General features: G+C 45.1%; 23 protein-coding genes. 14 read left to right on the plus strand and 9 right to left on the minus strand.

The features are described from left to right. Positions 1-25: 25 nt before the first annotated feature. The 3 genes from P5V12_RS20315 to gmk form a co-directional block, all read right to left on the minus strand. Entirely contained in the window at positions 26-2,137 is a 2,112-nt protein-coding gene (locus tag P5V12_RS20315) for a bifunctional (p)ppGpp synthetase/guanosine-3',5'-bis(diphosphate) 3'-pyrophosphohydrolase (protein WP_316954910.1), read from the minus strand. A 208-nt stretch (positions 2,138-2,345) separates the two neighbouring features. Next, a complete protein-coding gene (gene rpoZ / locus P5V12_RS20320; protein ID WP_316954911.1) occupies positions 2,346-2,645 on the minus strand; it encodes a DNA-directed RNA polymerase subunit omega in 300 nt (99 codons plus the stop codon). Positions 2,646-2,773: 128 nt separating this feature from the next. Then, positions 2,774-3,397 (minus strand): guanylate kinase, encoded by a 624-nt coding sequence (gmk, locus tag P5V12_RS20325; RefSeq protein WP_316954912.1) that lies wholly within the window; start codon positions 3,395-3,397, stop codon positions 2,774-2,776. 333 nt (positions 3,398-3,730) lie between these two features. On the opposite strand from gmk, the gene P5V12_RS20330 reads away from it, so the two are divergent. The 5 genes from P5V12_RS20330 (at position 3,731) to P5V12_RS20350 (ending at position 7,247) form a co-directional block, all read left to right on the plus strand. After that, positions 3,731-4,657: a DUF2167 domain-containing protein gene (locus P5V12_RS20330; RefSeq protein WP_316954913.1), complete on the plus strand. Its 927-nt coding sequence runs from the start codon at positions 3,731-3,733 to the stop codon at positions 4,655-4,657. Positions 4,658-4,802: 145 nt separating this feature from the next. Beyond that, on the plus strand, positions 4,803-5,420 hold the full coding sequence (locus P5V12_RS20335) for a Crp/Fnr family transcriptional regulator (RefSeq protein WP_316954914.1): 618 nt from the start codon (positions 4,803-4,805) through the stop codon (positions 5,418-5,420). 39 nt (positions 5,421-5,459) lie between these two features. Continuing rightward, on the plus strand, positions 5,460-5,903 hold the full coding sequence (locus P5V12_RS20340) for a DMT family transporter (protein WP_316954915.1): 444 nt from the start codon (positions 5,460-5,462) through the stop codon (positions 5,901-5,903). Continuing rightward, positions 5,896-6,639, plus strand: a complete 744-nt coding sequence (locus P5V12_RS20345; RefSeq protein WP_316954916.1) for a GNAT family N-acetyltransferase — start codon at positions 5,896-5,898, stop codon at positions 6,637-6,639. The genes P5V12_RS20340 and P5V12_RS20345 overlap by 8 nt, the downstream gene beginning before the upstream one ends. Positions 6,640-6,641: 2 nt before the next feature. Then, entirely contained in the window at positions 6,642-7,247 is a 606-nt protein-coding gene (locus tag P5V12_RS20350) for a nitroreductase family protein (protein WP_316954917.1), read from the plus strand. A 21-nt stretch (positions 7,248-7,268) separates the two neighbouring features. Here P5V12_RS20350 and P5V12_RS20355 read toward each other — a convergent pair whose 3' ends face one another. Further along, on the minus strand, positions 7,269-7,835 hold the full coding sequence (locus P5V12_RS20355) for a TetR/AcrR family transcriptional regulator (RefSeq protein ID WP_316954918.1): 567 nt from the start codon (positions 7,833-7,835) through the stop codon (positions 7,269-7,271). A gap of 222 nt (positions 7,836-8,057) precedes the next feature. Here P5V12_RS20355 and P5V12_RS20360 point away from each other — a divergent pair, with 222 nt between their 5' ends. The 5 genes from P5V12_RS20360 (at position 8,058) to P5V12_RS20380 (ending at position 13,103) form a co-directional block, all read left to right on the plus strand. Further along, a complete protein-coding gene (locus tag P5V12_RS20360; RefSeq protein ID WP_316954919.1) occupies positions 8,058-8,468 on the plus strand; it encodes a nuclear transport factor 2 family protein in 411 nt (136 codons plus the stop codon). 31 nt (positions 8,469-8,499) lie between these two features. Next, positions 8,500-9,123 (plus strand): glutathione S-transferase, encoded by a 624-nt coding sequence (locus tag P5V12_RS20365; protein WP_316954920.1) that lies wholly within the window; start codon positions 8,500-8,502, stop codon positions 9,121-9,123. A 44-nt stretch (positions 9,124-9,167) separates the two neighbouring features. Further along, positions 9,168-11,240: a pyridoxamine 5'-phosphate oxidase family protein gene (locus P5V12_RS20370; RefSeq protein ID WP_316954921.1), complete on the plus strand. Its 2,073-nt coding sequence runs from the start codon at positions 9,168-9,170 to the stop codon at positions 11,238-11,240. Positions 11,241-11,285: 45 nt separating this feature from the next. Beyond that, positions 11,286-11,870 carry a TetR/AcrR family transcriptional regulator gene (locus tag P5V12_RS20375; RefSeq protein ID WP_316954922.1) on the plus strand — a complete coding sequence of 195 codons (585 nt, stop codon included), beginning with the start codon at positions 11,286-11,288 and terminating at the stop codon, positions 11,868-11,870. 138 nt (positions 11,871-12,008) lie between these two features. Beyond that, complete coding sequence (locus P5V12_RS20380) at positions 12,009-13,103, plus strand: lipid A-modifier LpxR family protein (protein ID WP_316954923.1); 1,095 nt, start codon at positions 12,009-12,011, stop codon at positions 13,101-13,103. A 63-nt stretch (positions 13,104-13,166) separates the two neighbouring features. Here P5V12_RS20380 and P5V12_RS20385 read toward each other — a convergent pair whose 3' ends face one another. Then, positions 13,167-14,033 carry a YicC/YloC family endoribonuclease gene (locus tag P5V12_RS20385; RefSeq protein ID WP_316954924.1) on the minus strand — a complete coding sequence of 289 codons (867 nt, stop codon included), beginning with the start codon at positions 14,031-14,033 and terminating at the stop codon, positions 13,167-13,169. Positions 14,034-14,144: 111 nt separating this feature from the next. Between P5V12_RS20385 and rph the strand changes: the two genes are divergently transcribed. The 3 genes from rph to P5V12_RS20400 all read left to right on the plus strand — a co-directional run bounded on the left by rph (position 14,145) and on the right by P5V12_RS20400 (position 18,090). Then, complete coding sequence (gene rph, locus P5V12_RS20390; RefSeq protein WP_316954925.1) at positions 14,145-14,867, plus strand: ribonuclease PH; 723 nt, start codon at positions 14,145-14,147, stop codon at positions 14,865-14,867. A gap of 283 nt (positions 14,868-15,150) precedes the next feature. Next, complete coding sequence (locus tag P5V12_RS20395) at positions 15,151-16,842, plus strand: sugar MFS transporter (protein ID WP_316954926.1); 1,692 nt, start codon at positions 15,151-15,153, stop codon at positions 16,840-16,842. Between the two features lie 132 nt (positions 16,843-16,974). Further along, complete coding sequence (locus P5V12_RS20400; RefSeq protein WP_316954927.1) at positions 16,975-18,090, plus strand: DUF5009 domain-containing protein; 1,116 nt, start codon at positions 16,975-16,977, stop codon at positions 18,088-18,090. An 89-nt stretch (positions 18,091-18,179) separates the two neighbouring features. Here P5V12_RS20400 and mutM read toward each other — a convergent pair whose 3' ends face one another. The 4 genes from mutM to radC form a co-directional block, all read right to left on the minus strand. Next, positions 18,180-18,995, minus strand: coding sequence for a bifunctional DNA-formamidopyrimidine glycosylase/DNA-(apurinic or apyrimidinic site) lyase (gene mutM / locus P5V12_RS20405; RefSeq protein ID WP_316954928.1), 816 nt, complete (start codon positions 18,993-18,995; stop codon positions 18,180-18,182). A 148-nt stretch (positions 18,996-19,143) separates the two neighbouring features. Beyond that, a complete protein-coding gene (gene rpmG, locus P5V12_RS20410) occupies positions 19,144-19,299 on the minus strand; it encodes a 50S ribosomal protein L33 (protein WP_316954929.1) in 156 nt (51 codons plus the stop codon). A gap of 25 nt (positions 19,300-19,324) precedes the next feature. After that, positions 19,325-19,561, minus strand: coding sequence for a 50S ribosomal protein L28 (gene rpmB, locus P5V12_RS20415; protein ID WP_316954930.1), 237 nt, complete (start codon positions 19,559-19,561; stop codon positions 19,325-19,327). A gap of 184 nt (positions 19,562-19,745) precedes the next feature. Further along, positions 19,746-20,420 carry a RadC family protein gene (gene radC / locus P5V12_RS20420; RefSeq protein WP_316954931.1) on the minus strand — a complete coding sequence of 225 codons (675 nt, stop codon included), beginning with the start codon at positions 20,418-20,420 and terminating at the stop codon, positions 19,746-19,748. Positions 20,421-20,654: 234 nt separating this feature from the next. Here radC and coaBC point away from each other — a divergent pair, with 234 nt between their 5' ends. Next, positions 20,655-21,848, plus strand: coding sequence for a bifunctional phosphopantothenoylcysteine decarboxylase/phosphopantothenate--cysteine ligase CoaBC (coaBC, locus tag P5V12_RS20425; RefSeq protein WP_316954932.1), 1,194 nt, complete (start codon positions 20,655-20,657; stop codon positions 21,846-21,848). Positions 21,849-21,874 lie beyond the last annotated feature (26 nt).

Consider the following 21,874-nt stretch of genomic DNA (forward strand, 5'->3'; position numbering starts at 1 on the left):
AAGACTTTCTAACTCGTTGAATAAATTATTTTTTTGATCGGTGTACTTTGGTTACTGAACTCATGGTTTTTATTGTGCGCATCACTTGGGCAAGGTGAACACGTCCAGTTACCGATAAGGTGAGCGTGATTACACTGTGTTCCGCATCCCGTTCTTCGACCTGAATGCCTTCGATGCTTGTCCCGGTTTGGGCAACACGTGCGGCAAGTGTGGCGATAATGCCACGTTCTGATCGAACTTCAATGCGGACGCCAGTCTGAAATTCCCCGGTAACATTCAGTGACCAGTTGACGTTAGCGATGTTTTCCCCCTGATTACGCAGGTTCATTGCGTTTTTGCAGGTTTCCGCGTGAACAACAACGCCTTTACCCTTACTCAAATGGCCAATAATGGGGTCGCCGGGAATGGGACGGCAGCAGCGAGCAAAGCTCACCATCAGGCTGTCTGCTGAGTCAATGGTAATGGGGGCGGAATCCCGGCTATTGAGTTCGGCATCGGGTTTTAATATCTGTGCGATGGTAAACGCCTGGATCTTACCCATACCGATACATTCGAAGAGTTCTTCCAGAGATTCCACTTTGGTTTCTTCAAATACATGGGTGAATTGTTGGTCGGTAATTTGCTCCAGATTCATATCCAGATTCACCAGCGAGCGATTTAACATACGTTTGCCAAGTTCGATGGATTCGATATGACGCTGGTTTTTCAAATAGTGGCGAATGGCGGTTCTGGCTTTGGCTGTGGCAACAAAGTTAAGCCAATTGGGGTTGGGTTGGGTATTGCCAGAGGTAATGATTTTAACTTTTTGACCGCTATACAAAACTTGTGAGAGCGGTGCCGGGCGGTCATCAATACGACAGGCCACACAGGTATTGCCTACATCGGTATGGACTGCGTAGGCAAAGTCGACGGGCGTTGCGCCAGAAGGCAATTCGATAATGGAACCTTTGGGGGTGAAGACGTACACCTCATCACGAAACAGGTCGATTTTTACGTTCTCAACGAATTCCGTTGAGCTTGAAGTGAGCTTGTTGATTTCCAGTAGACGTTGTACCCAACGTTGCACACCATCGTGGCCTTCGAGTGATTCGCTTTCTTCGTTTACGGCGGTTTTGTATATCCAGTGAGCGGCAATACCGCTGTTGGCAAAATCATCCATCTCCTTGGTGCGAATTTGGACTTCAATCGGCACACCTTGTGAGCCAACTACCACCGTATGCAATGATTGGTAGCCATTTTCTTTTGGGATAGCGATGTAGTCTTTAAATTCGCCGGGGCGGGGTTTAAACAGATTGTGGATCGCACCCAGAGTGCGATAACAATCGTCGATATTGTCGACAATAATGCGAAACGCAAACACATCCATGATTTCGCGGAACGATTTGTATTTTGCCCGCATTTTGCTGTAGATACTGTACAGGTGTTTCTCTCTACCGATCACCAAGCCATCAATTTCCTGTCGATCCAAACGATCCTGAATGGCCGCTTTAATTTTATCGACAATCGCTTTTCGATCCCCGCGAACTTCTTGTAGCGATGCAAGTAATCGATTGGCTCTCAAAGGGTGAGTGGCAGCAAAACTTCTGTCTTCGAATTCGATACGCCAATCATTCATGCCCAGACGGTGAGCAATGGGGGCGTAGATTTCCAATGTTTCCTTTGCTATGCGGCGTTTCTTATCCGCAGATAGCGCACCCAATGTACGCATGTTATGTAATCTGTCTGACAGTTTGACCACGATTACTCGAAGGTCTTTGGTCATGGCCAAAGCCATTTTCTGGAAGTTTTTGGCTTGTTTTTCCGCTTGGGATTCAAAATCAATTTTGGCCAGCTTACTGACACCGTCCACAATTTCTGCGACGGTCTGACCAAACTGATCGGTGATGGCTGATTTTGGAATTCCGGTATCTTCAATGACATCATGAAGCATGGCGGCCATTAAGCTTTGATGATCCATGCGCACGCTGGCGAGAATATTTGCCACAGCAAGAGGGTGCGTAATATAGGGTTCACCACTGCGCCGAAACTGGCCCATGTGTGCTTGCTCTGCATAGTAATAGGCACGCTTAACGCTCATTACCTGGGAAGGTTCCAGGTAACCGGAAAGGCGGTGACTCAAGGTGTCTATTGTCAGCATAAACTCAGCTCTAATTTAGGATGTCATGATAGAGAATATATAGCTGCTTGTATTTGATAAAAAGGGGCAAGCAGTAAATTCATGCTTATGTTTGAAATAAATTTTATTATTTACCCGAAATAAAAACGAATTTAAACGGGAGTATAGGAGAGAAGTGGGGGAAAGGAATTTCGGATAGCAGAAGAACAACTGCTATCCGATAAAAATGTTACAGCATTGGACCTTGAGATGGGTCGATCATGTTACCCATTGCTGGTGCAGAATCGTCAGCAAGATTGATTTCTTCTTCCAGAATTTCTTCTTCATCCGATTCGTTCAAAATGCTGGCATCAACCAAGCCTTCTTCGATTTCACGTAAGGCAATTACAGTTGGCTTATCATTTTCTTCATCTACCAAAGGGTCTTTGCCTTGCACTGCAAGTTGACGAGCACGTTTACTGCCCACCATAACCAATTCAAAACGGTTATCTACGTGATCAAGACAATCTTCTACGGTAATTCGAGCCATAATTTAAATCCACTAATAGAATCAATTGGTGTACGACCTACGGGAGGGCGTGGAAGTGTACGCAAATTGCCCACTTCTCTCAACCAAAACCGATGAAAAAATGCGGTTTTGGGGTGAAAAACTGAATATCAGGCCAATAAGCTTTCAAGTAGTGCCTGATGCCTGACTTGTTGTTTGGCCAGGGTTTGCCGTTCGGCATAGATCACTGAGCGCAGTTCCATAAGCGCTTGGTCGAAATCATCATTAATGATGATGTAATCTCCTTCGACATAGTGCGATATCTCGCTCTTGGCTTCAGCCATTCGGGCTTCAATCACCGATTCGCCATCCTGACCTCTTCCAGTCAGTCGTTCCCTTAAGGTTTGGCGTGATGGGGGCAGTATAAATACGCTTCGGGTTTCTGGCAGCTGCTTGCGCACCTGTGCAGCACCTTGCCAGTCTATCTCCAATATAACGTCGTTGCCCGATAACAAAGTGTCCTGTACCCACTGTTTGGAGGTGCCATAGTAATTGGTGAACACCTGAGCATGTTCAAGAAACGCGCTTTCCCCCACCATGCTCAAAAAGGTTTCCTGATCGACAAAGTGATAGTTCACTCCGTCTACTTCGCCGGGGCGTTTTTCTCTGGTGGTGTGCGATACACTCACCTGAATCGCATTTGTTGATTCCAAAAGTGCGTTGACCAGGCTGGTTTTACCAGCGCCACTAGGCGCTGAGATGGTATATAGCGTTCCGATTTGGCGGTTGTTCATGGAGATGGGTATGGATTCTCTGTAAGTTGTTGGGGCTCAATGAGGATTGGTAATAATAATAACAAGGGAATCCGCACTTCGCATTATTGTGTGTTGAATCAAACGCCTGGAGATTTTTTGAGCAGTGCATGAATTCGCCACTGATATCACAAGGCTTTCAGGTTAGTATAGGCCTGCACAAAAAGGATCAGGTATACAGCGGACGAAAATCATCATTGTTCAACGCACTTCAAACTAGCTCTGCATATCTTGTTTTCCACGTTTAGTGTGAACGCTTCTTTTTGTCGCCTTACCAACAAACTGGATCGTGTATAAGTAAAAAGGGTATAAATTATGTACAAATATTTGGGTATTGTTGCCGTGGTACTGGGAATACTTTGGCCATCACTTGGGATGACCCAAGAACCGGAAGCGCAAGCTGATGCTGCTGAAGAGCAAATAAGCGCAGAGGATCAGGCCTATATGGACTGGGCTCGCAACCTGTGGGAATCCCTGGATCGCAAAACCGGAGATGTCACACTGAATCAGGCGAGAGTGACGTTAAAAGTACCGGAAAACTTTTATTTTCTTGGTTCGGCTGATGCAGAAAAAGTGCTGGTGGATGTGTGGGGGAATCCTCCTGGGCAAAATGTCCTTGGTATGCTTTTTCCAATGGAATCAACGCCCTTTGATGGCGATGCCTGGGCGGTGACCATCGAATATGAAGAAGATGGTTATGTGTCCGATAAGGATGCTGCTTCTATCGATTACGATGATTTGTTGCGTGATATGCAGCGGGATACACGTGAAGCGAGTAAAGCTCGAATCAAGCAGGGCTACGAAAGTATTGAGCTTGTTGGTTGGGCTGCGGCACCGTTCTATGATGCAGCGACCAATAAACTGCATTGGGCAAAAGAAGTGAAGTTTGGTGATTCTGAAGAGAACACGCTGAACTACAATATCCGTGCACTTGGGCGAAAAGGTGTGCTGGTGATGAATTTCATTGCCGGGGTTGATCAGCTGCCTGTTATCCAGAATGAAGTGAACACGGTTTTGGCTATGGCATCCTTTGACGAAGGTGCCCGCTATGCGGACTTTGATCCGGATGTGGACAAAGTCGCTGCATATGGTATTGGTGCGCTGGTTGCCGGTAAGGTGTTGGCAAAATCCGGTATTCTGGCAGGCTTGTTATTATTCCTGAAGAAATTTGGCGTGTTTATTGTTGTTGGTCTTGGCGCTTTCTTGAAAAAGCTTTTCTCCGGTAACCAAGGGAATCGCTAGAAAATGCCGGGAGATATACTTCCAGCAGGCAATGGTTTCAATAGCAAAACGAAACGACTTCCGAATATTGAAAAGACCACCCGTTAATCAGGTGGTTTTTTTTCGGAACCTTATTGTGTGAACGAGTTGCCCTGAGGTTGGGCTTGTGAGTGAGTTTAGTATGTCGACGAAGTTGTCTTTAGCATATCTAAAATCTGTAATGGAATCCTACTATCCCATTTCATCGGCTACGTGGGAGGGGTTGGAGTCGCTTTTTTCGTTTCGTCATGTGGCCAAGTCTGAAGAGCTTTTTTCCGCAGGAGTCCAACCTACGGCGTTTGCGTTTGTTGTTCACGGGCTGTTTCGCGTGTATGTGACAGACGAAGACGGTCATGAATACAACAAAAACTTCTTTCAAGAAGGTACGTTCCCCGGTTGTATGACCGCTCTCCTCACCCAAACCCCTTCACAGTTTTGCATTGAGGCACTTGAAGATTCAGAGGTTATTCTGATTGATTTCAAAGGCTACCGTAATCTGTTACAAAAAGATGAGGACCTTAAGCTATACCATATTCTGTATTTGGAAAAAAATTGGCTGTTGGCGAAAGATGCTCGCGAGGTTCAACTTGTTCAGGATGATGCATCAGCAAGATATCTCCGGTTCATCGCTGATTATGCCAATATCTTCGAACGCATTCCCCAGTACCACGTTGCATCCCATCTTGGCGTAACGCCTACGCAATTAAGTCGTATCCGAAAAAAATTAGGCCACGCGTTTACATAGGTAAATGAGGTTGGAGTAGCTTGTAGGTAATCTGTGCCTATGAGTTACTTATCTTTTTTAGCTTTTATTGCCGGTGCGGCCATCGCAGTGCAAGCCAGTATGAACGCGCAGCTGGGCAGCTTGCTAGATAATCCATTATTAGCAACCGGTGTTGCTTTTATAAGCAGTGTGTTTTTTACCATGCTTGCCATTGGTGTATTCAGCAAAGAGTTGCCGCCAACTGCATTGCTGAAAGCCGTGCCTTTTTACCTTTGGTTCGCCGGCGGTATGTTAAGTAGTTTTGGCATCGCCATGTTTTATTTTTTAATACCTAAAATGGGCGTAGGCTCAATGATGTCGTTTGCGCTTTCAGGACAATTGATCATTGCAATTTTAATTGGGCATTTCGGCTGGTTTAGTATGCCTATAAAACCCTTTTCAACCTTAAAGTTAATGGGTGTCCTGGCGTTAATTCTTGGAGTTGTTTTAGTAAACCATGAGTAGTATGAACTTAGAAAAAGAGAACCTGTTTAATTTGGTTTCATTATGGAAGTTGATGGGAGCGAAGGAAAGCGAATTAGATAGCACAGCAAATCTTTACCGCTGTTCGATGTGGCCTAATAAACATTGGTTAGAAGGGGAAGATCTTTTCTCACCGGAACCTGGTCAATTGAAAGCCAGTATCGATCAATCCCATATAGATGCCGTTTTTCCGGTATGGGGAAGTTACGACCAGCTTGAAGCTGTATTAAAGCAAAAAGATTTTGTTTTTCGGTCCGAGCAAATTGCAATGTATGTTGAGTTAGCTTCTCACTCATATAGTCCAGAGCAAGGGTTAGTCTTAAGAGAAGTTAAAGATGCTGAACTGCTTAAATTATGGGGAGCGTTAGGGTCTTCAGCTTTTGGCTATCAAATTAATTTTTCGGTAATGGAAAAGTTGTTAAATCAGAATAATGTCATTATTGAAGTCGGATATTATGCCGATCATCCTGTCGCAACCGTTTTGAGTTATGTTACTGGAGATGTGTTGGGTATCCACCAAGTCGGTGTGGTGAGTGATATGCGAGGCAAGCAAATTGCGAGCAAAATAATGCACGCTGTGTTATCTAGAGGCAAAAAAGATGGCGTGAAATACGCAACTCTGCAAGCCTCGCCTTTGGGCATCAATATATATAAAAGACTGGGATTTCAAGAGCAATTCGTTATTCGAAACTTCCAGCGGGATAATCAGGAGAAATAAAAATGAATGTCATTGATACTATTTATGCGCGACGAGCAATTAAACATTATGACGCGGAGCATCGTTTGACGGCTGAAGAAGAAAAACAATTACTTGAAGCAACCATTCAGTCTCCCACAAGTTTTAATATTCAACATTGGCGATTTGTTATTCTTCGAGAGCCGGCATTGAGAGAAAAAATTCGTAAAGAGTATGGTTACGACCAAGCTCAGATAACCGATGCATCCCTGTTGATATTATTAGTCGCGGATACTCAAGCCTGGAATAAATCACCAGAGCGCTACTGGCAAAATGCACCACAGGAGGTTGCTGATATGCTGGTGGGGATGATTAAGCCTTTTTATCAAGGAAGGGAATTGTTACAGCGAGATGAAGCGCAACGTTCAATGGGTATTGCCATGCAAACGCTGATGCTGGCGGCTCATGGAATGGGGTACAGCAGTTGCCCAATGATTGGCTACGATTTTGATGGTGTGGCTGAGTTGATTCAGTTACCTGAAGGTTTTGTTATGGGGCCGTTAATTGCCATTGGGAAGGGAACAAAAGACGCCTGGCCAAAACCAGGGCAGTTAACGTTGGATGAGCTGGTATACGAAAACGGCTTTTAAAATTTTTATCGGGTCGACCACTTAATTGATGGCCGACTCGATAAATTTCATTCCCATCTCTTTGGCCTTTAAAGCGGCCTCTTTATCCCCCATCACATGAGCACAGACAATGGCGCCTTCAATTAACAAATTCAACTGATCGGCTAACTGATCTGGGTTGGATGCGGCTGCCTGGGAAGCAAGGTCGCGAATGTAGTCCAGCATAAGACGTTTATGTTCGGCACAGAAGATATGATTCGGGTTGTCGGCGGCACCAAATTCCGCAGAAGCGTTAATAAACATGCATCCGGCAAAGTCATCACTTTTGAACCAGTTATCGACCATATCAAAGATAGCTAATAGTCGGCCTCTGGCAGTCTTTTCCTTTTTTTCCACTTCGCGCATAAAAAAGTTACGAAACAACTCATCACGTTTACGCAAGGTTGCCAGTATTAGCTCGTCTTTGGTTCGGAAGTGATTGTATAGCGTTTTCTTGGACACGCCGGCCTGGGCAATGATGGTATCGACACCTGTTGCGTTAAAGCCATTTTTGTAGAACAGGTTGAGCGCAGTGGTGACGATATGCTCTCTTTTGGAAACCGCTGGCATGATTTTCCTCGAAATTAAATAAACAACTATGTATACCTTTAAATTACCTTTTTTTCAATAAAAGCGATTAATTATTGGCCGAAATGGCGGGTGCTTTTTAAATATAGGCGATTTAGGTATAAAAAACTGGTTGACAAAGGAAACAGATCTGTTTACATTCTGCATCGAAGGGATACAGATCTGTTTCTCTTCGATAAAGTGATCTTGAAAGCAGAGGTAAATATGTCACAGGTTATTGCACCCCCTTTTACAGAGAAGACAGCAATAGAAAAAGTTCAGCGTGCAGAGGATCTTTGGAATACTCGGGATCCGGAAAAAGTCGTTCTTGCATACACTGAAGGTTCGCATTGGCGAAATCGAGGTGAGTTTGCCTCTGGCCGGGAAGCTATACAAAAGTTGCTGGAGCGCAAGTGGACAAGAGAATTGGACTATCGTTTACGCAAGCAACTCTTTACTTTTTCCGGCAACAAAATTGCAGTCAATTTCCAGTATGAATATCGTGACGACAGTGGGCAGTGGTATCGCGCATACGGTAATGAACACTGGCAATTTGATGAGCAAGGTTTAATGGAAGTGCGTGAAGCCAGTATTAACGAAATTCCAATTCAACACAGCGAAAGAGAAATTTTTTAGATTCAATCTCTAACTACAAGGAACAAATACGATGTCAGCAATAAAATTATATCGCCACCCTTTATCCGGTCACTCTCACCGGGTTGAAGTTTTTTTATCGTTATTAGATGTAGATTTTGAGTTGGTCAATGTCGACCTGAAGAATGGTGAGCATAAGCAGCCACAGTTTTTGCAAAAAAATATATTTGGCCAGGTGCCTGTTCTGGAAGATGGTGATATCACGTTAAGTGATTCCAACGCTATTCTTCTATATCTTGCTAATAAGTATGACAAAAATAAAACCTGGTATCCCGACAATATTATTGTTGCCGCCGAGATCCAGCGTTTTCTTTCTGTGGCAGCGGGTCGTGTCGCATTTGGCCCGGCCGCTGCAAGGTTGATAAACGTGTTTGGTGCCGGCTTGGATGCCGATTTTGCAATTACCACTTCTCATGCACTGTTTGCGGTTTTAGAACAGCATTTGGCAGGCAAGGATTGGTTGGTATCAGATCATCCCACTATTGCAGACGTGGCCAACTATACTTACATTGCCCACGCGCCTGAAGGTAGCGTATCTCTTGACGATTACCCCAATATAAAAAACTGGTTGCATCGATTTGAACAACTTCCAGGTTTTGTCCCTATGCAGTCTACCCCTGTTGGACTTTGTGCATAAAAGTAAGGCTACCTTCGGGTAGCCGAAACGAAAGAGCATCTGAAATGGAAAAATACGAGTCTCCCGAATCACCCTTTCATGATGGGGAAAAGCAAGTTCAGCAAATAGTTGGCGTGCGGGAGAAAATGGAGCCTTTGGGTCGCCGGTATATTCGAAAATACATGCCCGAACAACACCAACGTTTTTATCAAAATCTACCTTACGTTTTTATTGGGTATGTTGATGACGATGGTTGGCCTAGAGCAACTATCGTAACAGGAAAACCGGGATTTATACGCGCTCTTAATGATCATCAATTGTCTATTAATGGTGAGATGATTTATGACGATCCAGCTCGGAAACTTATTAGAAGCGGGTTGAAAGTGGGCATGTTGGGTATTGAACTGCATACCCGAAGACGAAACCGATTAAACGGTGAAGTTGTGGATGGGAATTTCTCAAGGTTTACGGTTAATGTTGATCAGACATTTGGTAACTGCCCGCAGTATATTCAAAAGCGGGAGTTGATAAAAACAGTCAGTATTAAACCAGAGAAAAAGGAATTTTTCCGTTTTTCTGAAAAAGAGAAATTGTTTTTGGAGCAGTGTGACACTTTTTTTGTTGCGAGTTCTACTGGTGATAGTAATGATATAAATCAGGGGGTAGATATTTCTCATCGTGGAGGCAAGCCCGGTTTTATTCGAATTAACTCTGATCGTTCTATCACCGTGCCAGACTATCCAGGTAATCTTCTCTTTAATACTTTGGGAAACTTTTTAGTGAACCCTAAAGCGGGGTTGTTATTTGTCGACTTTGAATCCGGGGGTCTTATGAGTTTGATAGGTAAGGTTCGGCTGGATTTTGATTCAAGTGATAGAGAGTTTTTTCGTAGTGCGGAACGACTGTGGCATTTTGACTTAGAGTTTGGTCATTATATTAAATATGCTCTGCCATATCGTTGGCACTTGGAGGAATATTCGCCAAATTCACTCTTGGCTGGTAATTGGGACGAGGCAGCTGCCCGCCGGAAATTAATGGAAGAAAAAAAACAGTGGTTTTCTGTTCAAGTTAAAAAAATTGAGCTGGAAGCTAACAATATAAAGTCGTTTTACCTATTTCCAGATGTGAAGAGTTTATTGCCGGATTTTCTTCCTGGACAATTTGTTACCGTAAAGCATTCAATTGATGGTCGTGAGTTTAGTCGGAATTACACTATATCTAATGCTCCAAACGAAGGTTATTATCGAATCAGTGTTAAAGCTGAGTACGCGACAGATGATAATCACCCAGACGGTATTTTTTCGACGTTTCTGCATGAGCAGGTAGATATTGGTCAGCGTTTTTTGGTTAGTCAGCCCTCCGGCGAATTTGTATTGGATTGTTCGAGTCCAAAGCCGGCTGTACTCATTGCCGGCGGGATTGGTATTACGCCTATGATGGCGATGATTCGTCATGCGGTAAGCGAGTTGGTACGTACCCGTTATATTCGTCCAATTACTCTTATTGCGTTGGCTAAGACGGATAGTGATCGAGCCTTTTTTGATGAACTGAAAGACCTGGTTGCGTGTTCTGACTCCGCGATTCATGTCCTATCGGGTTTAACTCAAGAGATCAGTCTCCATGCTAAGCGGCAAGTCGATTTTATTGGCCGAATTAACTCGCATTTATTGCGAAGTGTGTTTGGCGATGAACTGGAGAGCAGCGAATTTTTTCTCTGTGGCCCCTCGGGTTTCATGCAAAGTGTGTACGACGACTTATCAAGCTTAGGTGTAGCGGATGAGCATATTTATGCTGAGGCGTTTGGTCCTGCGTCGTTAACGAGAAACAGTGAAAAAATGGGGCTCGAAACAGAAGATCAATTTGCGGATCAGGCGGTGGTTGAGCTGATAGCTTCGGGTGGTGAGCTGCACTGGCGTAAAGGCGATGGCAGTTTATTGGAGTTTCTTGAGACCCAAGGATTGACGCCAAATTATGGCTGCCGTCATGGCAATTGTGGAAGTTGTCGCGTTGAGCTTCGTGGTGGGGAGGTGGCTTATACGCATATGCCAACAGCGGCTTTAGGACAGGGTGAGGTGCTTTTGTGCTGCGCTATGCCGGCCGCAGCTGAAGGTGTACCCGTAATTCGTCTAAATATTTAATGGCATTTGGTTGAAAAACAAGACGACCGGTCATATGTTTAAGATATGAATAAAAGGCAATCCAAAAAAGAGCATCTTCTTGCGTCCGGTATGGAGGTAATGAAGCTGCGTGGTTATCAGGGAACCAGCGTCAAAGATATCGTTGATGTTGCCGGTGTGCCTAAGGGGTCCTTTTATAATTACTTTGCAAGCAAGGAAGCGTTTGTGCTGGAAGCAATCGAGAAGGCGGCGAGCAGCAGTTACGCAAATGCGGAGAAGACGTTGTTAAACACAGCCAAGCCACCGTTGGAGCGTATAGTTGATTTCTTCCAAAGTGGCATCGATCAGGCTTGTGATTCGGAGTTTAAGCATGGTTGTTTTCTGGGGAATCTTACTCAGGAGATGTCTGACACTTCGGATCCTATCCGGCTCAAGCTTAAAGCGGCGCTAAACAGGGTCACAGCTCTGATCGCGGAAGTAGTTGAGGAAGTGCATCCTAAGCAGGAGGGTGATGCATCGGAGCTTCAACCTTTTATCGTCGCTGAGTTTTTGTTTAATGCCTGGGAAGGTGCGTTAATGCGTGCTAAGGCTACCAAGAATAGGGAGCCTTTTGACGCTTTTCTGACTATGACTCGATATATACTAAAGTAGTCGGTCATACATCCCTCTTATAACAATTCTAAAAAACACTAACAAAAAAAACACAGAGACATTTTGATCATCCCGAAACATACCGACCGGTCTGTATTCTGGAAAAGTAAGACGACCGGTCATATATAAGAGGCGCTTATGGAGTACGTAACAAAAGCCTTGGTGTTGTTTATCGGTTTGTTTGTAGTGGGCATACAAGCCGTTCCGTTAAAGGCAAATGAATTTACACAGTCGGTATTTGATGTGAACGAAAAGTTGGGGCTCAACCTGTTGAATCTGGGTGGTTCGACCAAAGAGTTCGAACGTTGGTCGTTTAGTTTTGAGAATGATTTTTTGGTGCCAGGAGGTAAAGATCAGGATTACACCTACGGTTTTAGCGGCAGTTATGTTGGAACCGATCTGAAAGATAATTTCTTTACCCGGTCAAGAAAACTTGGTGATGAGTTGCTGGGTATCGAAAGCAATCTCATACAGCGTCGCTCCATGGAGGTAGGCTTATATGCATTTACTCCAGCCGAGCCGAGAGAAGAAGTTAAGGATGCTCAGGATCGTCCTTTTGCGAGTCTGGTTTATGTTTCCACGGGTGCGGATCGGGTGAGTCCGCGTAATAAAACGGTGTTGCGTTCTCAACTAACGTTTGGGGTGTTGGGGTTAAATATTGCTGCGGAACTTCAGAGCATGACACACCAGCTGCTTGACAGTGCAGAGGAGGTTGGCTGGAATCGGCAAATTTCCGATGGTGGAGAGCCTACGTTTCGTTACAGCTTGTCGAAACAACAGTTGTTAGGGGAGTTGGGAAACAACTACGAATTGAAGCATACGCGTTCGATTTCCCTTGGCTACATCACCGAGGCTAGCTGGGGGTTAAGTTTTCGTGCCGGAGATATTCAATCCGCCTGGTATGGGTTTAGCCCGGAGGTGGCAACTTATGCGGAAAGCAGTGTGAAAACGCAAAAAGAATACCGGGAATCCTATTTTTGGGCGGGTGTTGCTGTTAAAGCGCGAGCCTATAACGCCTTTTTACAGGGGCAGTTTAAACATTCACCAGTCACTTTCGATTCGGATGAATTAAATCATTTTCTTGTGGAGGCGTGGTTGGGTTATACCCACGGTTTTAAAAACGGCTTTTATTTTAGTTATGGTTTGCGTGGTCATTCTTCAGAAGTTCGCCACGGTGTAGCGAATCGAAGTGTTGTTTGGGGAGGCTTGATGATCGGTAAACGAATTCATTAATCTCTTAACTGGTAAGTAAGAGAACCTTGGCAGAGCGTTTTATACGCTCTGCTTTTTTTATAGTTACTCGATGTTTTGAATTTGTTCGCGCATTTGTTCAATCAACACTTTCAAGTCCACGGCAATTTGCGTTGTATCTGTACTGATGGATTTGGAGGAAAGTGTATTCGCTTCCCGGTTTAGCTCCTGCATAAGAAAATCGAGTCGTCTGCCAACCGGTTCTTTTTTCTTTAGTGTTCGTGCAACTTCGGCAACATGGGTTTCCAGTCTGTCCAGTTCCTCGGCTACGTCGGCTTTTTGGGCGATGATTACCAATTCTTGAGCAAGACGATCCGGGTCGACATCGACTTCAATACTGGCTAACTTGGTTTGCAGTTTTTGCTGATTATGTTCGAGGATTTCCGGTAATGCCTTTTTCACCAGAGCGACATTTTCGGTAATGCCTTGCAGTTTTTGTTCAATAATTTTGACCAGTTCCTGCCCTTCTCTGCCTCTGTTTTCGATCAGCTGTTCGAGAGCTTCGGAAAACAGTGTTTCTGCGGCTTCAGCCAGGACTTCTGGTGGAATTTCAGCCGCCTGAATCACGCCAGGCCAGCGAAGTACCTCAAGAGGATTGAGTTGGGCTGGGTTGCTGATTTTGGTGCTGACCTGCTCTGCAAGATGAACGATTTCATTGCAATATGCCTGGTTCAGTTCAATATCGGTACATTCCGCTGTCTCGGTCTTCAGGTAGATATTGATTTCCAACTTGCCTCTGGCTAGCTTTTTACGCAGAGCTTCCCGGAAAATGGGTTCAACCCGCCGTAATACTTCCGGCATTCGAAATGAAGGTTCAAGGTAGCGATGGTTGACACTGCGAATTTCACATGAAAGCGTGCCCCAGGGATATTGCTCTTCCCGCCGAGCAAAGCCTGTCATACTGCGAGACATGGAGTGTTTCCTATAAAAGGTACATAAGAGGAGCAATACTAACACAGTGATGGTTTTTCTAATCCCTACCCTTATATAATCCTTGCAAATTTATTGATTTAAGAGGCTCCCATGCAACGTCCAAGTGGAAGAGCGGCAGATCAGCTGCGCGATGTATCCATTACCCGAAACTTTACTCGACATGCCGAAGGCTCAGTGCTGGTTTGCTTTGGTGATACCAAAGTTATTTGTACTGCGTCGGTGGAAGAAGGCGTTCCTCGTTTTCTCAAAGGTGAAGAGCAGGGATGGGTCACGGCGGAGTACGGGATGTTGCCACGTTCGACTGGAACCAGAATGGGGCGTGAAGCTGCGCGAGGTAAGCAAGGTGGCAGAACGGTTGAAATTCAACGTTTGATTGGTCGCTCACTGCGTGCTGCGGTAGATTTAAAGGCCCTTGGGGAATACACCATCACTATCGATTGTGATGTCATTCAGGCAGACGGAGGGACACGAACTGCATCTATTACAGGGGCTTGCGTCGCTTTGGCTGATGCGATTCGTTCTTTGCAGGTTGCGGGAAAGGTTTCTACTGGTCCGATAATGAAGATGGTCGCGTCTGTTTCTGTAGGCATTTATGAAGGCGAAGCAGTGCTGGATTTGGATTATCCGGAAGATTCCAGTGCCGAAACGGACATGAATTTCGTTATGACAGAAGAGGGCGGTTTAATCGAGATTCAAGGGACTGCAGAAAAAGCGCCCTTTTCTGAGGAAGAGTTTACCAAGATGTTTGCTCTTGCTAAGAAAGGTATTGCAGAGCTTGTGGAAACACAGCGAGCTGCATTGGACAAAGAATAGCGTGCGTACGGCATTTTCACGCTTTAAACGCATGACCGGACAGATAGTTTTGTATAGGTTAGTCTAATTATTCATCTCAATGGGTGTAATGCAGCCAACTTGTGCCGGCTTTTTCTGATTTTCACCGTTTCTACGCTATTCTAAGAGTTTAGTGTGAGTTGGGGTAAGCTCACATATTGCTCACAGCCAGGGGGAGAGGCACTAAGGTGTCTCGCAAGCGGCGTGTTGGGGTGGTTTATTGCCGCTCTCAAATAAAGATTATAAAAACGTTCGGAGAAATATTATGGCGGGTGGTATTCCCAGTACAGGCTCCACTAAAGTTGCGTCTGGCGGCCAAAGTACGGGTTCCTATAAGTTTGCTTTGGCGCTTATGGTGTCCCTGTTTTTTGTTATTGGCTTTATTACAGTTTTAAATGATGTGTTATTGCCGCGATTAAAAGGCTTGTTCGAGCTATCCAATCGCGATGCCATGCTCATTATGTTTGTCTTTTTCGGTGCCTACCTCGTCTGGGCCTACCCTGCGGGAAGTATTGTCAAAGTAACCGGTTACAAGCGGGGTATTATTATTGCCCTGTGTACTATGGCTGTTGGTTTGGGGTTGTTTATTCCCGCCGCCCAATTGGTGATGTACCCGGTATTTCTTCTGGCGCTGTTTGTGACGGCCTCAGGGTTAACTATTCTTCAGGTTTGTATCAACCCTTACATCATTGCTTTGGGGCCTGAGGAAACGGGGGCTTCCCGTCTTAATCTTGGGGGAGCGCTCAATTCTACGGCGACCTTTATTGGTCCGATTATCGGTGGTGCTTTTATTTTGCAGCATGTCACCGCGCCTGATTATCCCTCCGCCGATGCAATTGATAAGGTTCAATCAGTCTATGAAGTTCAAGTTGACGCTGCTGAAGAAAAATCTTCGCTTGCTGACTTGAATCGACTTAAAGAAGTGTTATCTCATCCAGCTGCCTGGCAAGACGAAAGCGGCCAGGTTCAGGTTATTCTGGGTACGCTTAATAGTGTCGACGCGCCTTCCGAGGATCAAGCTGAAAGCTTGTTAAATCAAGTCAAGCCAAGTCTGAAAACCTTGTTTGCTTCAGATGAATTTAAAGCTGTTGACGATAAATCAGAGAAGCTCTGGTGGGACTATAAACTGGAGAAAGCCAATTCCGTATTGCTTCCCTATGTTGCGCTCTGTGTTGTCTGCTTCTTGGTGGCAGGAACGCTTTTCTTTATCAAGCTACCAATATTGGCTCATGAAGAAGCGGTAAGCGAAGAAGACAAGCATCGTAAGTTATATGGTTCTGCTTTTGATTATCTGCATATGAAGCTGGGTGCTTTGGCAATTTTCTTTTACGTTGGTGTGGAAGTCTCCATCGGTGCAGTGCTTATTCTGTATCTGGAAAACAAAGAAATGGGTGGTTTAAGCCACCAGCACGCAGCTTACTTACTGGCCTATTACTGGGGTAGCGCAATGATTGGCCGTTTTATTGGTTCCTATGTGGGTACCAAACTAAGTGCTGAATTATTGTTGAGAGTGGTCGTGGTTGCCGCCATTATTTTGCTTGCTCTCAGTTTCATGCCGCCGTTGCTGAACACCTGGCTTGATATTCCTGTGCTGGCTTTGGTGCGAGATCCATTTAGCATTGGCTTTATCAATGTTCATGTCCCTGTTGCTGCGGTTTGTTTAGTCTTATGTGGTTTATGCCACTCGGTTATGTGGCCTTCAATCTTCCCTCTTGGTATCGCCAAGCTCGGGCGTCATACTTCCCAAGGTTCTGGTGTGTTGGTTATGGGGGTTTTCGGTGGTGCGGTTATCCCGTTGACTATCGGCTGGATTGCCGACCATGCCGGTTATAAACTCAGCTTCCTGATTTGTATGCTTTGCTATGTTTATATTCTTTTCTATGCGGTTAAAGGCTATCGCATGGGGAAAATTAACGAGCTTAAAGAAGGGGAGTTTGCAGACACTCACGCCGAGTAGGGATTGTCTGTTGCTGTATAAGGTAATAAGGCGTACATTCTCAGTACGCCTTTTTTTTAGGAAATGCTAATCTAATAACAACTGCTTTCAACGATTTTTTGTTTGAAGCGCACTTCTAGATCGGAAATAAACATGACAACAACAAACCCATCGCGAAACATTGCTCTAGATGTCTTGCGGGGCATGACCATAGCATTAATGATCCTAGTGAATACTCCTGGTACCTGGGAAGCAATTTGGTGGCCTCTTGGGCATGCTGCCTGGTATGGATATACACCCACAGATTTGGTTTTCCCCTTTTTCCTCTTTATCACCGGTTCGGCAATGTTTTTTGCCTTGAAGCGTTTTGATTATCAACCTTCGCCGGGAGTGTTAAAAAAACTCGGTAAAAGGGTGTTGATCATTTTTGGTATTGGAATATTCCTGCATTGGTATCCATTTACCAAATCGTTTGATGATCTGCGAATCATGGGAGTGTTACAGCGAATTGCTATTGCGTATGGCATAGCATCTATTGCTGTTTTGTATCTTTCTACCCGTGGCTTGGTAATTTTTTCTGCGGCTATTTTATTTATTTATTGGCTAATTTTATTTTTTGCCGGCACATCTCCAGAGCCGTACAGTATCGAAAATAATATTGTCCGAGTTATCGATTTTGCTATTTTAGGCCCATCTCATATGTTCCCGCATATGCATCCTACTTTCGAGCCGGAAGGTCTGTTGAGTACCATTCCAGCCATTGTCAATGTGACCATCGGTTTTTGGGTGACCAAAGCCATATCGACAATGAAGGATGACGGAGAAAAGTTTAAAAAGCTTATGTTGTGGGGTGTTGGCCTGGTAGTTGTTGGTCAGCTCTGGGGGCTAATCTTCCCAATCAGTAAGAACCTTTGGACGAGTTCCTATGTCATTGTGAGTAGTGGTTGGGCGTTCATTGTACTGGGTTTGTTAATTGTGATTTGCTCCACAGAGAAAGGGCAAAAAATAATGGAGCCGTTTCGTATCTACGGCACTAACCCGTTATTCATCTATGCATTATCCTGGTTGTGGGTTTCAACATACTGGCTTATTCCAATGGACTTGAATGGGGAAAGTGTTGGTTTTGGCCGCTATATGTATGAAGCCTGGTTTTTACCGGCGCTTGGAAATAAATATGTGGCCTCTCACATGTATGCTTTTGTACACATGTTGCTTTTCTGGTTTATTTCCTGGGGTATGTACAAGAAAAAAATATTTATAAAAATCTAGAGCAATATTTAAAAATACCCGTTACCTCACGCCAGTCTCAGCCTGGGTTAACGGGTATTCGTGTCTTTTCTTTTTCTTCTCTTGTTTTTTTATTTCTGGCATTGAGTGCAGTAGACAGTCGCACGTTGGGCGATTTTCCTTAAAGTCAGTGGTTTCTTACATTTTGGGCATGGGGTGCCTTCCTTGCCGTAAACATTGAGTTCTTGTGCAAAGTAACCGGGTTTTCCGTCTCCGCCGACAAAATCCCTTAATGTTGTGCCGCCCTGGGAGATGGCTTTTGATAAAACCGTTTTTATATTGTCGACCAGAAGTTCGCAGTTGGCTTTTGTGAGCTTTCCTGCGGGTTTATTGGGATTGATGGCGGATAGAAACAGTGATTCATTCGCATAGATATTGCCAACCCCTACGACCACTTTACTATCCATAATCCAGCTTTTTACTTTTTGTGTTTTCTTGCGTGATTTTTGAAAAAGGTAGTCACTGTGGAATTCGTCGGTGAGTGGTTCTGGACCCAAATGATGAATGAGTTTGTGTAATTCAATATCTTCGTCCGACCACAATACGCACCCGAACCGTCTCGGGTCATTGAATCTCAAGCGTTTTTTATTGGCGAACGTAATTTCAATATGGTCGTGTTTTTGTCGATCAGAGGGGGTCTCCAATACGCGTAGACTGCCAGACATACCCAGATGCCACAGGATGTATCCATTTTTAAAATGCAACACGAGGTACTTCCCGCGACGGGTTACACGCAGGACTTTTTTATTGGTTATTAAGTCGGGTAATTCTGTGGGCACCGGCCAGCGCAGGTCGGGGTTGTGGATGTCGACCCGAATAATTTTGCTGTTCGTGATGTGAGGTTCAATGCCTCGTCGTGTCGTTTCAACTTCGGGTAGTTCTGGCATGGGAAGGTCGTAATCAGGTTAATTAATTACGCTATATTAGAATATTTTTCAGACATAAAAAAAGCCTGGTATAACCAGGCTTTGAATACAAAGGGTGCTTTCTTACAAATTTGCTGAGTTACAGCGGTAATTCGACAATGTCTGCGAATTACTTAATTTTGCCTTCTTTGTACAGTACATGCTTGCGAACAACAGGATCAAATTTTTTGATCTCCATTTTACCAGGCATATTACGCTTGTTCTTATCGGTCGTGTAGAAGTGACCGGTACCAGCGGTTGAGTTCAATCGAATCTTATCTCGCATGGATTAATCTCCTTTAGCGGGGCGCTTAAACTTTTTCGCCACGAGCGCGGATATCAGCTAAAACAGCTTCGATACCCAACTTGTCAATGATTCGCATACCCTTACTGGAAACGCGAAGCTTAACAAAACGCTTTTCAGACTCTACCCAAAAGCGGTGGCTGTGCAAATTAGGCAAAAAACGACGCTTAGTGTGGTTTTTTGCGTGTGATACATTGTGGCCTGTTACTGGACGCTTACCAGTAACCTGACAAACCTTAGACATGGTCCTGCCTCTATCTTCAATACTGAGTTGGTTTCGGGTGCATTTCGCACCAGTATCTACCGGCCAATCTAGAAATCCAAGTACCTACTGAGGTTAAGAGGTATAGGCCGAAAAATGAGGCGCGTTTTATACCAGAAGGACTTCTTAATAGCAACTTATTTGGCTTTTTTTCTTGGATTTTCTCTTATATCAGTCCTCTTTCGGCAAAAGAGACCGGTTCGCCGTGGCCGACAACAATGTGATCCAGAGTATGAATGTCGACCAGTTGGAGGGCTCTGCGCAGAGTTTGGGTGATAACTTTATCCTGTTGGCTGGGTTCTGCGTTACCTGAAGGGTGATTATGGGCAAAAATAACCGATGCCGCGTTGTGGTGGAGGGCGGTTTTGACCACTTCCCTCGGGTGAACTGAGGCGGAGTCGATTGTGCCAAAGAAAAGCTCCTCATAAGCAATGAATTGATTCTGGCAATCTAGGAAGGCTGCGGCAAATACTTCCCTGTGGTGGTGTCGTAACTTGCTGATGAAAAAATCTTTAACGACTCTGCTGCTGGAAAGGGTTTTGGATAGAGTTATTTTTTCGTGGATATGCCTGCGGGACATCTCCAGAACTGCCTGGAGTTGGCTATATTTGGCTGTACCTAAACCGTTTGCTCGGCAAAATTCGTTTTTTGGTGCTTCTAGCAGAGATCGTAAAGTGCCAAATTGTTTGAGAAGTTCCCGGGCAAGGTCGACAGCAGATTTTCCAGCACAGCCGGTGCGTAGGAATATTGCAAGTAATTCGGCATCAGATAGGGCTTGAGCCCCGCGAAGAAGGAGTTTTTCTCTTGGGCGTTCGTCGGCGGGCCAATCGGTGATAGGCATAGTCTTTTTCCTTGTTGTTGTTTTCCGGTTTTTGGTAGGGAATTTTTTCCGTGATTTTCCACCTAGCCGGTACTTTCCGTTGCGTTAAAGTGGTATCTTACCGCCTTTGGGTCGCTGGGTGCAAAGCCCCGCACTTTTTGGTGGTAGGGCGCTAGTAAGGACTAGCTTTTCTAACTTTTTGGGATTCCGCAAAGGCTGTTCAAGCCAAACGAATATGTTGAGGACGAGGATCTTATGTCGAGCTTGACGAATAAGAATGTGTTGCTCGGAGTTACCGGTGGCATAGCTGCGTACAAAAGCGCAGAGCTTATTCGCCGTTTATCAGAGCTTGGTGCTGATGTTCGGGTGGTGATGACTCGAGCGGCGCAGGAGTTTATAACCCCCCTTACTATGCAAGCATTGTCGGGTAATCCGGTCCATACCGACTTGCTCGATGTGGCCGCAGAAGCAGCCATGGGCCACATTCAACTCGCCCGCTGGGCCGACATCATCATTATCGCTCCCTGCACTGCAGATTTTATTGCCAAACTCGCTACTGGAGAAGGCTCAGATTTACTTTCGACCGTGTGCTTGGCCGCAAAGTCGGATTTGGCTATAGCGCCGGCCATGAACCAGGCTATGTGGGGCCATCAGGCAACTCAGGCGAATCTCGCACAGTTGATTGATCGAGGTGTTAAGGTTTGGGGGCCTGCGAGTGGAGAGCAGGCATGTGGTGATGTGGGGCTGGGACGAATGCTGGAGCCGAGTGAAATCGCTTCATGCGCAGAAGCGTGTTTTGATTCAGGAGTCCTGGCAGGAAAAAAAGTGGTGCTTACCGCAGGCCCGACTCGAGAAGCAATTGACCCCGTAAGGTATATCAGTAATCACAGCTCTGGAAAAATGGGCTATGCCTTGGCTCGGGCAGCGGCAGAAGCTGGGGCGCAAACGATTTTAATCTCGGGGCCTACCAATTTGCCACCACCGGCAGATGTGGAGTTTATTGCAGTAGAAAGTGCGGAGCAGATGAATGCGGCAGTAATGGCTCGAATAGAAAATGCACAGGTGTTTATTGGTGCAGCGGCTGTTGCTGATTATCGTCCGGTTCAGTGTGCAGCAGCTAAACTGAAGAAAACTGCCTCCGAGACCATGTCCATCGAATTGACTAAAAACCCCGACATCATTGCCGGGGTGGCGGAAACTAATCAGGTGGCGTGTGTCATTGGTTTCGCGGCTGAAACAGATAACCTTTTGGAGTATGCGAGAGCAAAACGTGTAAACAAAAAACTGGATATGGTAATAGCCAATGATGTGTCGCAGCCGGGCATAGGTTTTAACAGTGATAACAATAATGTCACTGTTATCGATGCCAACGGCGAAACAGAGATTGCAGGGTTAAGTAAATATCAATTGGCCAAGCAGCTTATCCAGCTTATCGCTCAAAAAATATAAATATGTTACGACTTGATTTCACAGCT

It is taken from the genome of Teredinibacter sp. KSP-S5-2, assembly GCF_032773895.1.
In the GTDB taxonomy this organism is placed as follows: domain Bacteria; phylum Pseudomonadota; class Gammaproteobacteria; order Pseudomonadales; family Cellvibrionaceae.

What these genes read in the sequence shown, in the direction of transcription:
- P5V12_RS20355 (WP_316954918.1), bottom strand. Translation starts at nt 7,835, where the DNA reads ATGCCAGCGGTTTCCAAAAGAGAGCATATCGTCACCACTGCGCTCAAC.
- P5V12_RS20315 (WP_316954910.1), bottom strand. Translation starts at nt 2,137, where the DNA reads ATGCTGACAATAGACACCTTGAGTCACCGCCTTTCCGGTTACCTGGAA.
- P5V12_RS20400 (WP_316954927.1), top strand. Translation starts at nt 16,975, where the DNA reads ATGACAACAACAAACCCATCGCGAAACATTGCTCTAGATGTCTTGCGG.
- rph (WP_316954925.1), top strand. Translation starts at nt 14,145, where the DNA reads ATGCAACGTCCAAGTGGAAGAGCGGCAGATCAGCTGCGCGATGTATCC.
- P5V12_RS20380 (WP_316954923.1), top strand. Translation starts at nt 12,009, where the DNA reads ATGGAGTACGTAACAAAAGCCTTGGTGTTGTTTATCGGTTTGTTTGTA.
- P5V12_RS20365 (WP_316954920.1), top strand. Translation starts at nt 8,500, where the DNA reads ATGTCAGCAATAAAATTATATCGCCACCCTTTATCCGGTCACTCTCAC.
- P5V12_RS20340 (WP_316954915.1), top strand. Translation starts at nt 5,460, where the DNA reads ATGAGTTACTTATCTTTTTTAGCTTTTATTGCCGGTGCGGCCATCGCA.
- P5V12_RS20395 (WP_316954926.1), top strand. Translation starts at nt 15,151, where the DNA reads ATGGCGGGTGGTATTCCCAGTACAGGCTCCACTAAAGTTGCGTCTGGC.
- coaBC (WP_316954932.1), top strand. Translation starts at nt 20,655, where the DNA reads ATGTCGAGCTTGACGAATAAGAATGTGTTGCTCGGAGTTACCGGTGGC.
- P5V12_RS20345 (WP_316954916.1), top strand. Translation starts at nt 5,896, where the DNA reads ATGAGTAGTATGAACTTAGAAAAAGAGAACCTGTTTAATTTGGTTTCA.
- P5V12_RS20350 (WP_316954917.1), top strand. Translation starts at nt 6,642, where the DNA reads ATGAATGTCATTGATACTATTTATGCGCGACGAGCAATTAAACATTAT.
- P5V12_RS20375 (WP_316954922.1), top strand. Translation starts at nt 11,286, where the DNA reads ATGAATAAAAGGCAATCCAAAAAAGAGCATCTTCTTGCGTCCGGTATG.
- radC (WP_316954931.1), bottom strand. Translation starts at nt 20,420, where the DNA reads ATGCCTATCACCGATTGGCCCGCCGACGAACGCCCAAGAGAAAAACTC.
- P5V12_RS20360 (WP_316954919.1), top strand. Translation starts at nt 8,058, where the DNA reads ATGTCACAGGTTATTGCACCCCCTTTTACAGAGAAGACAGCAATAGAA.
- rpmG (WP_316954929.1), bottom strand. Translation starts at nt 19,299, where the DNA reads ATGCGAGATAAGATTCGATTGAACTCAACCGCTGGTACCGGTCACTTC.
- P5V12_RS20370 (WP_316954921.1), top strand. Translation starts at nt 9,168, where the DNA reads ATGGAAAAATACGAGTCTCCCGAATCACCCTTTCATGATGGGGAAAAG.
- mutM (WP_316954928.1), bottom strand. Translation starts at nt 18,995, where the DNA reads ATGCCAGAACTACCCGAAGTTGAAACGACACGACGAGGCATTGAACCT.
- P5V12_RS20385 (WP_316954924.1), bottom strand. Translation starts at nt 14,033, where the DNA reads ATGTCTCGCAGTATGACAGGCTTTGCTCGGCGGGAAGAGCAATATCCC.
- gmk (WP_316954912.1), bottom strand. Translation starts at nt 3,397, where the DNA reads ATGAACAACCGCCAAATCGGAACGCTATATACCATCTCAGCGCCTAGT.
- P5V12_RS20330 (WP_316954913.1), top strand. Translation starts at nt 3,731, where the DNA reads ATGTACAAATATTTGGGTATTGTTGCCGTGGTACTGGGAATACTTTGG.
- rpmB (WP_316954930.1), bottom strand. Translation starts at nt 19,561, where the DNA reads ATGTCTAAGGTTTGTCAGGTTACTGGTAAGCGTCCAGTAACAGGCCAC.
- rpoZ (WP_316954911.1), bottom strand. Translation starts at nt 2,645, where the DNA reads ATGGCTCGAATTACCGTAGAAGATTGTCTTGATCACGTAGATAACCGT.